This is a genomic window from Bacteroides stercorirosoris (assembly GCF_900142015.1).
GTDB lineage: Bacteria > Bacteroidota > Bacteroidia > Bacteroidales > Bacteroidaceae > Bacteroides > Bacteroides stercorirosoris.
The window spans coordinates 188,493-204,162 of the sequence record NZ_FQZN01000006.1 but is presented as its reverse complement, the minus strand read 5'-3'; the positions used below and the strand labels follow the sequence as shown (position 1 = coordinate 204,162).

Here is a 15,670-nt window from a genome sequence, read left to right as displayed (position 1 = left end):
TTTGCATGAAATTATCTTAGATAAGTAACAATTTAAATCCAATGCTAATATGAAGAAACTTATATATTATATCACATTAACTTCTTTATTTCTTTGGGGTTGCCAAAATGACAACTTAGAGAATATAAAAGGTACAGAACAAGTAGTAGATACATATGATAGCAATATAACCTATCCTATGGCTGCAACTACACGTAGTATAGATAACCTTAGCACATTCTGGGAAACCATAGAACAGATTAAATTACCCTCAGGAAATATTGTTTATACACCGTGGAATCCAAATTATTCTAAAAGTACAATTCCAACAGATTACAGTAGAGATATACAAAAAGCAGACGGTTGGAACATAATAGCACATACTATAAATGGTGTAGAAAGTGGACTCAATTACATATTATTCTACAATAAATTTACAGGAATGCTAAAAGTATTCTACTATTTGGAGCATAACTATTCACAAACAACAGGTTTATGGCATGTTCGTATAGACAGACCCCAGAATTTATTAGCTTTCACCAATAGCTTTGCAAATGCAATAGATTATTCTAATAAAATTCAAGACGTCTATTGTAGTAATATTACCATCAATCAGAACAAAGCATTCACCGAGGGTTGGAATTGTTTCGAATTGGAACTTGCATACGACCCATATTTTACAACCGGAATAATGCAAATTGAGCCTTGTGGTATTATTCAATCTGATTTAAGTATTTCTGGGAATTACGAACTCAATTCTGAAGGAAATATTATAACAATGAACAACCAGAAAACGGGAAATCTTAAGGGTAGTGGTGAAGATGCAAAAAAGTATATTACATCCGAGGCTTCCAAAGTGACAAATTCTCCTATACATGGAATTAATGTGAGTGGCATTAGCGCATCGTCTCTTGTCGTTGATATGCTCAAAAAAGGCGTTGCAAAACTTTTTAAGTCATTTACAAGTAGGACTAAAGAACAAAAGCCTCAAGAATATAAACTACAATTTACGACTAATGGAACAGCTACCTTAAACGGGAATATTACTACCAATTTGGGAGGAGGCTTCTCACCTATAGAAATCAATATCAGCAATGATAAAGTAGGAATATTAGGTGTATGGAACCTACTAAAACAGCCAGAAATTCAATTCAACACCCTGGGAAGACACATAGCAACCAGTGAAACAACATTTCCCACGTTCCGTATTTATGGCGCTGGAAAAGAGCTGTATTACCCAATTCGTAATCCTGACATAAAAGCTAATGAGTCTTACACCTACAATATCTTCACAGGAACTCATGACGACAATCAAGCACCTTACGGTTCTCTTAATGGAGGTATGAACTATAGTGGCAAAGGAACCCATATCTATGATGGATTATACACCGCAAAAGCCGTTGAATTCAAAGTGTATTTTCCTGGAGTAGACAACCATGACCGTTCTCAAATTCCAGGAATGATTTATTTGTACGATAGTACGGGAGAATATTCAAAGTTTGGAATCGCCAATGATTATATTTTCAGAGTAATTCTTACTTTAAATATAGGAGACATCCAAGTTACATCAACCAAAAGCTTTATTCCTAAATTAGAATGGAGAAAAGACAATTTAGAATTTAACAAAGGATGCATTGATCAACCTGATGCAAAGTTCATTTTGCAACAAATGTGGTAGATTATATTAATTGCTATAGCGACATAGATATGTTTACAATCATCGGACTAATGCTCACAGGAATGCTGCTGGGCTACCTCTTACGGAAACGGAATCTGAGCGGAATCCACAAAGTCATCACGGTGCTCATCTGGTTACTCCTCTTCATACTGGGTATTGAAGTGGGAGGAAACGAACAGATTATCAAAGGACTTCATACCATCGGACTCGAAGCCGTCATACTCACCATAGGCGGAACTTTGGGAAGCGTGATTGCTGCCTGGGCATTGTGGAGAGCTTTATACAAACGGAAAGGAGGCCGGGCATGAAAGGGAGTCTCATCATAGTCGGCTTTTTTGTGCTGGGAACACTCTGCGGAGTCTTTCACCTAATACCTATCGATATCGTAATAGATAGTAAAGTCAGCTTTTATGCACTTTGCGCACTGATGTTCAGTGTAGGGCTAAGTGTAGGCAACGACCCGCAAACGTTGAAAAACTTCCGTTCACTCAATCCACGGTTGATATTCCTGCCTATCATGACCATTCTGGGTACGCTGGCAGGTTCTGCCGCAGTCAGCCTGATACTGACACACCGTTCCCTGACGGATTGCCTGGCTGTAGGCTCGGGCTTTGGCTACTACTCACTCTCCAGTATCTTCATCACCGAATATAAAGGAGCCGAATTGGGAACCATCGCACTGCTCGCCAACATCAGTCGCGAGATACTGACACTACTGGCTGCCCCCTTGCTGGTGCGCTGGTTCGGTAACCTCGCCCCCATCTCAGCCGGAGGTGCAACCACGATGGACACCACACTGCCCATCATTACACGAACGGCCGGACAACAATTTGTAGTTGTCTCCATCTTCCACGGGTTCGTGGTCGATTTCAGTGTCCCGTTTCTTGTGACCCTGTTTTGTTCGATATAAACACTTAATCTGATTGATATCATGAAACTTAAATTATATTCTTTCATCTCCGCCTTACTGATTTGCAGTAATATGCTTGCTGACAATGAACCTTGGCAGAACCCGCAAGTCAATGAGATAAACAGAGAGCCAATGCATGCGCACTTCATTCCGTTTACGAATGAGGCCAACGCCCTGAAGCAACACTCCCTGCCTGCGGATGTACGTTTCAACGTAAATCCTGCTACCGAACGCCGCATCTCGCTGGACGGTACTTGGAAGTTCCTGTTCTCAAAGAACAACGAACTTTGTCCCAAAGACTTCCACAAACCGGGATACAACACCCGGAAATGGAGCAAAATACAAGTTCCCGGAAGCTGGGAGTTGCAAGGCTTCGATGCACCTATTTATACGGATACCCGTTATCCATTCCCTGCCAATCCCCCGCATGTGCCAGCCGATTACAATCCGGTGGGAGCATACATCCGCGAATTCACGGTTCCCGGCGGTTGGGAAGGTATGGATATCTTCCTCGACTTTGAGGGAGTGGAATCCGCCTACTACGTATGGGTGAACGGCGAACTTGCCGGATATGCCGAAGACAGCCGCCTGCCGTCTCACTTCAACATCACGAAGCTCTTGAAAAAAGGCAGCAACAAACTTGCCGTCAAGGTATTCCGTTACAGTGACGGCTCTTACCTTGAAGGACAGGATTACTGGAAATACAGCGGCATCGAGCGTGATGTTTATCTCTACGCCCGTCCGCAAAGCCGCGTGCGCGACTTCCGGATGACTGCCGAACTGATAAATGATTATAAAGACGGAGAACTCAACCTGGATGTCATCCTCCATCAGCCGAAAGCGGGAGAAACCGTTGAAGTAAAAGTGCTGGATGCAGGAAAGGTGATTTATAACCAGAAGAAAACCGTCTCTTCTCCTACGGACACTTTATTTAGCCAGCAACAGATTTTCCCGGACGCACGTGCCTGGAATGCCGAAACGCCCAATACCTATACACTGGTAGTCAGCACCTTTGATGCACAAGGAAAGCCGTTGGAGTCTTTCACCCAACTTTTTGGTTTCCGCACGGTGGAGATGCGCAACGGCATGCAGATGATTAACGGAAAAGCGGTGCTCTTTAAGGGAGTGAACCGTCACGAACACGATCCGCACAAAGGACGCACCATCAGCGTAGCTTCCATGATACACGATATTCAGTTGATGAAGCAATTCAATCTGAACGGTGTGCGCAACTGCCACTATCCGAATAATTATGCGTGGTATGAGCTTTGCACGGAATTCGGCCTGTATATGGTGGATGAAGCCAACATCGAAAGCCACGGCATGCAGGATCACAAGGATGGCACGCTGGCCAATTATCCGGATTGGGAACTTCCTTTCATGCAACGCATGAGCCGTATGATTGCACGCGACCGTAACTGCACAGCTATCGTCACCTGGTCTATGGGCAATGAGTCCGGCTATGGTAAGCATTTCGAAACCTTATACGATTACACGAAGAAGGTAGACTCCACCCGCCCGGTACAATACGAGGGTGGCGGTTATGATGCCAAGAGTGACATATACTGCCCGATGTATGCACGCATCTGGTCGTTGCGCCGCCATATCAATCAGCGCGACAAGCGTCCTATGATTATGTGCGAATATGCTCATGCCATGGGCAACAGTGTAGGAAACTTCCAGGATTACTGGGATTTGATTTATAAGTACGACCAGTTGCAAGGCGGCTTCATCTGGGACTGGGTAGACCAGACATTCGCTATCAAAGATAAGGATAACCGCGACATCTGGGCTTTCGGTGGAGACATGGGATTTGTAGGCATCGTCAACGACTCCAACTTCTGCGCCAATGGTCTGGTAGCTGCCGACCGTACTCCTCACCCGCATATCTATGAGGTGAAGAAGGTGCTTCAATATATCCACTTTGAGCCGGTTGCCTTCACACCTAATAAAATAAAGGTTACCAACCGGCACGACTTCATCGGTCTGGAAGGATATACCTTGCGTTGGGCAGTGGAATGTGACGGCAAAGCGGTACAAAGCGGTGAAATGGATTTCCCAGCAATCGCACCGGGAAGCTCTGTCAACATCGAACTGCCTCTGAAAGCACTGCCTGCCGATGGCAAAGAGTACTTCCTTACCCTGCGCGCATTCACCAAAAACGAAGCGCCGTTAATCCCGAAAGGACACGAGGCCGCCATCGAACAATGGGCGTTGCCTTCCGTCCCTGCTGCAAAAGCCATTCAGCCGGCTAACGGTAAACTGACCGTAGACCGCAACAATGACGCCATCACTCTGACAGGAAACAACTTCCGGATAGCTTTCTCGGCTCAAAGCGGTGGAATGACAGAGTTGAGTTACAATGGAAAGAATCTGATAAAAGAAGGTCTGCAATCCAACTTCTGGCGTCCGCTGACGGACAATGATATTCCGAACGGACATCTATACCGTTGTCTCACTTGGAAGACTGCCGGACAGGATGCCAGACTGGAGAACCTGGATATAACGGAAAATCAACAGACAGTTACCCTTACCGCTACCTATAAGATGGAAGCGCAAGACTCGAAGCTGCAAACAATATACGATATTCATCCTGACGGAGCAGTCCGCGTGAGCATGCACTTCACTCCCGGCAAACAGGCGTTGAACGAAATGCCTCGTCTGGGTATGCGCATGATACTTCCGGCTGAATATGAAAGGATGTCCTGGCTGGGACGCGGACCACAGGAAAACTATGCAGACCGGAAGACGGGAGCATTGGTAGGACTGTACAGCGCGACGGTTTGGGAACAGTTTCATCCGTATGTGCGTGCTCAGGAAACAGCTAATCATTGCGATGTACGTTGGGTTGCACTGCGCAATGCCGATGGTGACGGTTTGCTCGTTACGGGAGAAGAACCGCTAAGTATCAGTGCCTGGAACTTCCCGATGGAAGATATCGAGTACCGCCCTTCGCAGGTGGAACGCCGCCACGGGGGAAGCATAGTGAAGAAAGATATGGTGTGGCTGAACATCGACCACAAGCAGATGGGCGTAGGTGGTGACAATACGTGGGGGGCACAAGTGCACCCGGAATACACCATCACACCGCACGAATGGAAGTACAGCTTCACGCTGCTGCCACTCGGAGCTAAGGATGATGCAGCAGAACAGGCGCATAAGTGCTGGTTCTAAGGGATAAATGATAATTTAGGGGCACATAGCCTAAAATTAAATATGTAAGGAATTGAAAAAATACCATATATTCTGCTTTCTAAGTAATATGTGTCCTACAGGCTATTCTGAAGGGGGCGGGAGACTTGTGCTAAGTATCAACGATACTTGTGCTAAGTGTCGGGCACACTTGTGCTAAGTATCAGGGATACTTGTGCTAAGTGTCAACGACGCTCATTTAGGTCTTCTCCCGCCTGTATCAGATGTCGGAATTTATTTAATTCTCGGAACGATTGTTTAAGCACAATATAGCGCAGCCTAATTATCAATTATCCCCCCAAAAAGTAATTATTAAATCCGTAATAATAAGGAATATGAAACACAAGTTTATACACATCATTTGCTTTACGCTACTGGTTGCAGGCCTCACCGCCTGCACCTCCGGTAGTAAAAAAACTGCGGAGCAAAGGTACACCTTCAATAACATACTGGATATTGCCTACACTCCCGACACCCTGCACCGTTGCTACGGCTGGTTCACAGACGCCGGTTCATGGATGGGCTTCACCCTGCCCGAAAAGGCACAATGGGTGAACGGCTTCTGCGGTCCGTTCAGTCTGGATATGTTCCGCCGCCAATGGATGGCACAGTCCGCCGTCACAGTAGATTTCGCCGGAAACGCTTCTGCCAGCTTCATTCCCGACTCTACCTGCTACTTCCCCGGCGAGCTCTATATGTCCGCCCACTCCGATGCAGGGAGCATCACGCAACGACTTAACTTTGCAGACGCCTCAACCGCCCTCCTGCGCATAGAGTCCGATAAAGCAGAAGACCTGCTTCTGACAGGCAGTCAATGGGGAAAAGACGTCACCGTCACCGTAGAGCAAAACTCCGTCATTGCCCGCCACCCCAGCGGAGAGAGCGTGACCGTAACATTTACCCCCGACGTGACACTTTCCCGGACGGAAAACAACTACACAGCCCTTGTTCACAGTCCCAGATATCCCGTCCATGTAGCCATTTCCTTCTTCACCTCGGAAAAAGAGATGACCGCCGGATTGCAGAATATCCCTACCCTACTCAACAATCCCGGAAAGGCATTGCAAGCCAATGCCGAACGCTGGGAGGGTTATCTGACCAAGATACTGCGCAAGGACATGAAGCCCGAATACGACCGTATAGCCGTGAAAGCCGTCACCACCCTTATTTCCAACTGGCGCACGCATCGCGGCGGACTGCTTCATGAAGGTATCGTCCCGAGCCACGCCGTAGGCTACTTTGTGGGTTTCTGGGCATGGGACAGTTGGCGTTTCAGTGCCGGAACCGCTAAATTCGACCCTGAACTGGCAAAGAACAACATCCGCGCCATGTTCGATTATCAGCAACCGGACGGCATGGTTATCGACTGCATCTACACCGACCCGTCGGAAAACAATGCCCGCGACAGCAAACCGCCTTTGGTGTGCTGGGCGGTAGACGAAATCTTCACGCATACAGGCGACACCGCTTTCGTTGCCGAAATGTACCCGCAACTGCTCTCTTACTACAAATGGTGGTACGAGAAACGCGATCACAACCGTAACGGCATGTGTGAATACGGTGCAACAGACGGCACACTGGAAGCTGCCGCATGGGAAAGCGGCATGGACAATGCCATTCGTTTTGACAACGCCGTGATGCTGAAGAACGACGGAGCCGATGATGCCTGGAGCATGGACCAGGAAAGCGTAGACCTGAATGCTTATCTGGCCTTGGAGTGCAAACTGCTGAAGAAGTTTGCCGGGCTGCTCAACGTGGCTTTCGACGGTCCCGATTATAGCGATAAAGTAGCAGATTACTTCTTCGACAAGCAACTCAATTTCTTCTTCGACCGCCGCCTGAAAGATGGCTCTTTCATCGAAGAACCGGGCTGCGAAGCTTATACTCCGCTGTGGACACAGATTGCCACGCAATCGCAGGTGGACAGCATGTTGCCCATACTGCAAGACCCCGCGAAGTTCTCCACGTATATCCCCTTCCCTACCATCGCAGCAGACAATCCCAAGTATAACCCGCGCGGCTACTGGCGTGGCCCCATCTGGCTGGACCAGACTTACTTTGCCATTCGCGGACTCCGCAACTATGGTTATCATAAACTGGCCGATGAATATACCTTGCAGGTATTCGACCGCCTGAACGGACTGAAAGAAGGAGCGCCCATCCACGAGAACTACGGTACGCATACCGGAGAACGATTGAAAGCACCGCACTTCAGTTGGAGTTCCTCCCATCTGCTGATGATGTACGATGATTACGGGAAGTAATTCTTGCGTGAGGGATAGCTTTTCTTGGAAATCTATCCCTCTATGATTTCACAGCTACGCTAATATTGTTTCGGAGAATGTCACTTATGTCTCAGAATGCTGCACTGGCAGTATTTTGTTGTTTTATAATGATGTAGGTAATGGTTGAATGTTCTACATTTGTAAACAGAGTATATGGTTTTCACACCGTATATCATGCATGAACAAGTACTTTATTAATCTATAGAACAGCAACCATGAAGAAAAATTTTCTTTTAGCAGCGAGTTTTCTCTTCATCTTTTGTCTGGAAGCCGGTGCTCAGAAAAGAGATGAAGTAACTTGGGAGAAATTCGAGGACATCACCATCCCCATTCCTCCCTCAACTCACCCCCGACTCTATGTACGTCCCGCCAATTTACCGGATTTAAAGAAACGGATGGATCACCCGCAAGTAAAAGCAAACCTGGCAACCTTGCGCAAACTTGGCATAGACCGCACCGCAGAGGAAGAGGCAAAAGTAACCGACAGAGGCTTCCGCTACTACTTCGAGATGCGGGGAGTAACCAGCCGTGTACAAGTACAAGCTCTCGACTATCTGGTATATGGTGACAAGAAGCAAGCCAGACGCGCCATCACTTCCATGCTCGATTCATTGCAGCATACCAATTTCGGAACCAAACAAGACTTATCGCGCGCCAGCGGAGTCATGCTGATGTGCGGCGCGATGGTATATGACTGGTGCTACGACCAGATGAAAGAATCGGAAAAGAAAGCCTATATAGAATCGTTCATCCGAATCTCCAAGACCATGGAATGCGGTTATCCGCCCAAAAATAACGAACCCATAGCCGGACACTCGTCCGAATGGATGATCTTGCGGGACATGCTTTCAGCCGGTATTGCTATCTACGACGAATATCCGGATATGTACCTCCATGTCATCCGAATGCTGTACAAGGATTACTTGCCGGTAAGAAATTACATCTATTCTGGTCATAATTATCATCAGGGAACAAGCTATGTCAATGTGCGTTTCAGCAATGACCTGTTCTCCTTATGGATTCTGGATCGTATGGGAGCCGGCGCAATCTACAATCCCGCACAACAATTCGTACCGTACGACTTCCTGTACCGCCGTCGTCCGGACGGACAAGTAATGCCCGCAGGCGATACGAATCCTAACAAAAGAAACATTCCTTCTTACTCCCTGCCCGCCATGCTCGCTTCCAGCTTCTATAAAGACAATTATCTGGCTTACGAATACGAACTCAAGCCCAAATTAGAAAGCCACTGCCTCATCTTCGAGATACTGTGGAGAGATTTTGATTTGAAAGCCAAGACTCCCGATGACTTGCCGCTGACCCGATACTCAGGCTCACCTTTCGGGTGGATGATAGCGCGTACAGGATGGGACAAAAACAGCGTGATTGCCGAAATGAAAATCAATGAACAATTCTTTGGTAACCATCAACATATGGACGGTGGTTCGTTCCAACTTTATTATAAGGGTCCGTTGGCAATAGATGCTGGAGCTTACCAAGGAAGTTCCGGCGGATATAACAGCCCGCACAATAAAAATTTCTTCAAACGTACCATTGCCCATAACTCATTGTTAGTATACAACCCGAACGAGAAATTCGCCAGCTGGAATTATGGCGGGCAAGATAAAACAGAATTTGCCGATAATGACGGTGGACAACGCATGCCGGGTGACCGCTGGGAGACTTGCCGCTCTTTTAAAGATTTATTAAGCAAGGAATATACTACAGGCAAAGTCCTGGGACATGGTTTCGGCCCCGATGCCAATAAACCTGACTATTCTTATCTGAAAGGTGACATCACACAAGCCTATACAGACAAGGTAAAAGAAGCGAAACGCTCTTTTGTTTTCCTCAACCTGCACACTACCGAAGTGCCTGCCGCCTTAATCGTGTTTGATAAAGTAGTCTCTGCCGACCCTCAGTTCAAGAAGTTCTGGCTACTGCACAGTATAGAAGAGCCGATAATAGAAAGTAACCGTTTCACCGTCAAACGCACCCAAAACGAAGACACCGGCATGTTACAGAATCAAGTGTTGCTCCCCGAAATTCAAGATGCACGGATAGAGAAAATCGGTGGAAAAGGAAAAGAGTTTTGGGTATTCGGCACCAATTATGCCAACGATGCCATGCCGAGACGTCCCGACGACGCCAACGAAAGAGGCGCATGGCGTGTAGAAATATCACCTGCAACCGCTGCTGCCGAAAATTACTTTCTGAATGTAATGCAAGTAGCCGACAACACCTGTCTGCAAATGAATGAAGTAAAACGCATCGATGCAGATAAAATAGTAGGCGTGCAGATAGCCGACCGCGTCGTCACCTTCAGCAAAGACAGCCAACCACTGCCCGGTAAATTTGATTTCGCGGTAAGTGGCAGCCAAACTATGAAGTTTGTCATTACCGACCTTATCCCGGGAACCTGGCAAATCAAAAAAGACGGCAAGGTATATATTCCCGCGCTGGAAGTTCGTACAGACGATGGTATCCTTTCTTTTGAAGGTACTGCCGGACGGTATGAATTTCTTCGATAAAAAGAAAGCCATCTGTCAATGTGGAAGAAGTCATTGACAGATGGCTTATTTATTAAGTTTCCTCACCCCTTGTTTTTCCAGGCAACTTTCCTTAGAAGAGGCTCCACGCAACCGTCAGTCCGGCCATCACGATAGCTACCATACTCATCAGCTTGATAAGTATATTCAAACTCGGACCGGAAGTATCTTTGAATGGATCCCCTACTGTATCGCCTACCACAGTAGCTTTATGTACTTCGCTACCCTTACCGCCGAAGTTTCCTTCTTCCACATATTTCTTTGCATTATCCCATGCACCGCCCGCATTCGCCATAAAGATGGCAAGAACGAAACCGCTACTCAATCCACCGATCAGCAAGCCCAGAACACCGGGAACACCAAAGATAAGTCCCGTAGCAATCGGAGCTAAAATGGCTATCAGCGAAGGAACTACCATTTCACGTTGCGCCCCCTTTGTGGAGATAGCTACACAACGTTCGTAATCCGGTTCTGTCTCACCAGTAAGTATACCCTTGATTTCACGGAACTGGCGGCGTACCTCATCCACCATGTGACCGGCAGCACGGCCAACAGCGTTCATTGTCAATCCGCAGAAGAGGAATGCCATCATACTACCCAGGAACATACCCGAAAGTACTTTCGGATTCATCAGCGTCACATCATAATGATGCATGAAGTCGAAGAAGGTGGCATCCTGAAGAGCCACGGCATCCCCATGGGGAAGCGCTAATTCCGTGGTTCCCAAACGGGTCAGTCCAATACGGATTTCTTCAATATAAGAGGCTAACAGGGCAAGTCCCGTAAGTGCAGCCGAACCAATAGCAAAGCCCTTTCCGGTAGCGGCAGTAGTATTACCCAAAGAGTCGAGGGCATCCGTACGTTTACGCACTTCCACACCCAGACCGGACATTTCAGCGTTTCCGCCCGCATTATCAGCAATAGGACCGTAAGCATCCGTAGCAAGCGTGATGCCCAGGGTAGAAAGCATACCTACGGCGGCAATACCGATACCGTAAAGTCCCATGCCTACATTATTGAAATCGAACCCCGATGCAAACAGGTAGGAAGCAATGATACCGACTACCACAGCAATCACAGGAATTGCAGTAGACAACATACCCAAACCGATACCGGAGATAATTACCGTAGCCGGGCCAGTCTTTCCGCTTTCGCTCAACTTCTGAGTAGGACGATAGGATTGTGAGGTATAGTATTCCGTAGAGCGTCCGATGATGATGCCGACTACCAGACCGACTATAACGGCACAAGATATCCACATCCAGTTATCAAGTTTCAATAGCCAAAGAATAAAGAAGGTAGCCACTACAATCAGTACGGAACTCAGGTTCGTACCGAAAGCCAACGAAGCGAGCAGGTCTTTCATCTTCGCATTCTCCTTGGTACGTACTGCGAAGATACCGATAATAGAAAGAAGAATACCTACGGCCGCAATCAGCATCGGAGCTATAACAGCTTTGAACTGCATGGCCGTATCTCCCGTATGAATAAAGGCAGCAGCACCCAGAGCGGCAGTTGCCAGGATAGAACCACAATAGCTTTCGTAAAGGTCTGCACCCATACCGGCTACGTCACCTACATTATCACCTACGTTATCAGCAATCGTTGCAGGGTTACGCGGGTCATCTTCGGGAATACCGGCCTCAACCTTACCTACCAGGTCGGCGCCTACATCGGCAGCTTTCGTATAAATACCTCCACCTACACGGGCAAAGAGCGCTTGTGTGGAAGCACCCATCCCGAAAGTGAGCATGGTGGTAGTGATAATGCAGAGTTTATGAGTCGGAGTCAAAACATCTTCCGGTATAACCGCATTCAATAACAGATACCAGAAAGAAATGTCGAGCAAACCCAAGCCCACTACAACCAGTCCCATTACCGCACCGCTACGGAAAGCGACGCGCAATCCCGCATTCAGTGAACTACGGGCAGCATTTGCTGTGCGTGCCGAAGCATACGTTGCCGTCTTCATACCGAGGAATCCGGAGAGTCCGGAGAAGAAACCGCCCGTCAGGAAAGCAATCGGTACCCAACGATTCTGTACATCGAAACCATAAGCCATAATAGCGAAAAGGATCACAAGTCCCAGAAATACCCAGCCAACTATCTTATACTGTTGTTTCAGATAAGACATCGCGCCTTTACGCACAGCGGCGGCAATCTTTATCATTTGCGGAGTACCCTCACTCTCTTTCATCATTTGCTTATGGAAATAGTAAGCAAAGCAGAGAGCTAAAACGGAAGCGGCCGGAATCAGCCAGAAAAGCAAACTGTCCATGGTGTTATTCGTATTAAAAGGTTGATTGAAAGTCTAAAAGTATTGATTTGAAACGAAATAAACAAAGGAATAAAAGAAAAATCAACTCATTCTATTAAATTTGCAGGCAAAAACCGTACCCGATTGAGCACCCATGTTGTAGTATAAGTAAAATCAATAAAAACAAAGGAACAATGGAACACACAGATTTTACTTTCAGAAAGGCATGGATGATATACACAGTATATGTTCTTCTACTCTTTACTCCCACCGCAAAAGCACAGCAGACAGCCAGACTGATCAGTCTGGAACTAAAAAACGAGAAGCTGTCGGCCGCACTGAAACAGATAGAGAAGATGGGCGGCAAGAATATCCTTTTTGCCTATGAAGAGACGGAGAATTATCACGTAACAGCAAGTATACGTAAACAGACGCAAGGCGAAGCCATCCGCACAGTGCTGAAAGGAAAACCTTTCAACTGTATCGAACGTACCGATTACTTCGTGATTCAGCGGAAGGGAAAAGATGGCAAGACTACCCAAGTACGCGGAACCATATACGGAGACCGGAATGAACCGTTAGCGTATGCCAACGTCATCTTGTTGGCAGCAACCGATTCCGCCTTTATTACAGGATGCGTCACAGCGGAAGACGGTAGCTTTATCCTACCCGGCAACAATGAAAGAAATCATTTGCTGAAAGTAACCTACATAGGTTATCAATCCTTGACGCTTCCTTGCCAGCCGGAAAATGACATTCACCTGCAACCGGATGCACAAATGCTGAAAGAAGTGACCGTAACCGCCTCCCGTCCGCTGGTGGAACGCAAGAATGGCGCTTTCGTTGCCAACGTAGCAGGGACACCGCTTTCCATGCTGGGTTCGGCAAGCGATATGATCGGGCACCTCCCTTTTGTCACCGGCTCGGACGGTAACTATACCGTTATCGGACGAGGCAAACCGGACATCTACATCAACGGCCGGAAAGTACGCGACACCTCCGAACTAAACCAACTTCAAGCTAACGAAATACTCTCCGCTGAAATTGTAACCACGCCCGGAGCACGTTATTCCTCCAGCGTGTCATCCGTTATCCGGCTACGTACCATCCGCAAGCGCGGACAAGGTTTAAGTGCCAATGCCTACGCAGACTATACTCAGGGACACTCGGCAAAAGGTAAACAAGGTGCCTCCCTAAATTATCGTACCGGCGGACTGGACATCTTTGTCAAAGGGCACTTCAATGAGTCGGACACATACTCCACCAGTCATACCCAACTGCAACTGAGCACTTCCTCCGAATGGAAAAGTATCTCTGACAACGTCAATCGTGCACATGATGCAAACTTCAATGGCGAAGTAGGTTTCAACTACGAACCGGATGACCATCAGTCTTTCGGTATACGCTACATGCCCCAAAGCGGGCTGGGTAACACCGAACTTAAATCGCAAGGCGAAACCGTAATGACCAAAGACGGCAAGGAAGTGGACCGCCTCACCTCCTACTCGCATAGTCGCCGACAGCCCCACTGGACGCACAGCATGAACGGCTACTATAACGGCACCTTCGGCAAGTGGAATATCGACTTCAATGCCGATTACCTGAACGGTCGTTCTGCAGGCGGACAGAAAGTAGACAACAACGGCGAAACGGACGCCACCTCCAGCAGTGAAGTGAAAAATCGCCTTTATGCCGCCAAACTAATAATAACCGCCCCTCTCTGGCAAGGCAAGTTTTCTTTCGGAACCGAAGAAACCTTCACCGAACGACATGATATCTTTAAGCAAAGCGGCTTCTCCAACGATGCCGACAACCGTATCAAACAATCTGTAGTCTCTACTTTTGCAGACTACTCCATAGAATTAGGCAAGTTCAGCCTGATGGCCGGCCTGCGCTATGAATGCCAAAAGACAGATTACTACGAATCCGATGTTTATAAAGAAGAGAAGAGTCCCGTCTACCACGACCTGATTCCCGTAGCCGGCATATTTTATAAAGAGAAGGATTGGAGCATAAACCTAGCCTACCGGATGACCAAGTATAATCCCGGTTATCGGATGTTAAACAGCAGTATCGGCTACCAAAGCAAATATCAGTACAGCAACGGTAATCCGGAACTAAAGCCGCAGAAGCAGAGTCTCTTTTCACTGGATAGCGGTTGGAAATGGATTAATGCCAGTATACATTTTGTCCACGTGCAAGAGACATACATTACGTATGCAAAGCCTTATGACGATGTAAAACACCCCGGTGTAGTGCTGTGGACCAATGCCAATGTGCCGGATTCTTATGCTTATGGAGGTGCCATAGTGCTCTCCCCGCAGTTCAAATGGTGGCGGCCACAACTGATGGGCAGCATATCCTGGTTCCACTCTAACGCCCGTTCATTGAATATTCAGCAGCTCTATAACGAACCACTCATGCAATTTAGCCTGGACAACAGCTTCACATTGCCTCGTGAATGGTTTCTCAACGTGCAAGGCAGACTTTCTTCGGATGCCAAGCAAAGTTTCGGCGTAAGAAAAACAGAGGGGAGAGTGGACGCACAACTTACAAAGTCTTTTCTGAAAGATCACTCCCTACGCGTTTCTCTGGTAGCCAACGATATCTTCCGCACCGGTAAGTATCACTTCTACGTCTACGGTGACCGCACTTACAATGAGTTTGAACAGTATGCCGATAACCAGCGTTTCGGCATCCGCCTCAACTACCTGTTCAATGCCACCAAGAATAAATATAAAGGTAAAGGAGCCGGTGAGAGTGAAAAAAGACGTCTCTAAGGATATAATTCTGGCTCATTTATAGAACTACGCATTCTCC

Annotated in this window: 8 protein-coding genes; 7 read left to right on the top strand and 1 reads right to left on the bottom strand. The window is 47.3% G+C overall.

Features of this window, described 5'->3' with window-relative positions; translation table 11 throughout:
* The first annotated feature begins 49 nt into the window (after window positions 1-49).
* The 6 genes from BUC01_RS06675 (at window position 50) to hepB (ending at window position 10,575) form a co-directional block, all read left to right on the top strand.
* Window positions 50-1,657 (top strand): hypothetical protein, encoded by a 1,608-nt coding sequence (locus BUC01_RS06675; protein ID WP_025832436.1) that lies wholly within the window; start codon window positions 50-52, stop codon window positions 1,655-1,657.
* Window positions 1,658-1,686: 29 nt separating this feature from the next.
* On the top strand, window positions 1,687-1,965 hold the full coding sequence (locus tag BUC01_RS06670; protein WP_009129666.1) for a LysO family transporter: 279 nt from the start codon (window positions 1,687-1,689) through the stop codon (window positions 1,963-1,965).
* Window positions 1,962-2,567: a LysO family transporter gene (locus tag BUC01_RS06665; RefSeq protein WP_007660790.1), complete on the top strand. Its 606-nt coding sequence runs from the start codon at window positions 1,962-1,964 to the stop codon at window positions 2,565-2,567. Before BUC01_RS06670 ends, BUC01_RS06665 begins: the two co-directional genes overlap by 4 nt.
* Window positions 2,568-2,639: 72 nt before the next feature.
* Window positions 2,640-5,741 (top strand): beta-galactosidase, LacZ type, encoded by a 3,102-nt coding sequence (lacZ, locus tag BUC01_RS06660; RefSeq protein WP_394363902.1) that lies wholly within the window; start codon window positions 2,640-2,642, stop codon window positions 5,739-5,741.
* 353 nt (window positions 5,742-6,094) lie between these two features.
* Window positions 6,095-8,023 carry an MGH1-like glycoside hydrolase domain-containing protein gene (locus BUC01_RS06655; protein WP_025832434.1) on the top strand — a complete coding sequence of 643 codons (1,929 nt, stop codon included), beginning with the start codon at window positions 6,095-6,097 and terminating at the stop codon, window positions 8,021-8,023.
* Window positions 8,024-8,259: 236 nt separating this feature from the next.
* Entirely contained in the window at window positions 8,260-10,575 is a 2,316-nt protein-coding gene (hepB, locus tag BUC01_RS06650) for a heparin/heparin-sulfate lyase HepB (RefSeq protein ID WP_073313077.1), read from the top strand.
* A 91-nt stretch (window positions 10,576-10,666) separates the two neighbouring features.
* Here hepB and BUC01_RS06645 read toward each other — a convergent pair whose 3' ends face one another.
* Window positions 10,667-12,871: a sodium-translocating pyrophosphatase gene (locus tag BUC01_RS06645; protein WP_021967977.1), complete on the bottom strand. Its 2,205-nt coding sequence runs from the start codon at window positions 12,869-12,871 to the stop codon at window positions 10,667-10,669.
* 173 nt (window positions 12,872-13,044) lie between these two features.
* Here BUC01_RS06645 and BUC01_RS06640 point away from each other — a divergent pair, with 173 nt between their 5' ends.
* On the top strand, window positions 13,045-15,630 hold the full coding sequence (locus BUC01_RS06640) for an outer membrane beta-barrel family protein (RefSeq protein ID WP_073313076.1): 2,586 nt from the start codon (window positions 13,045-13,047) through the stop codon (window positions 15,628-15,630).
* The last annotated feature ends 40 nt before the right edge of the window (window positions 15,631-15,670 follow it).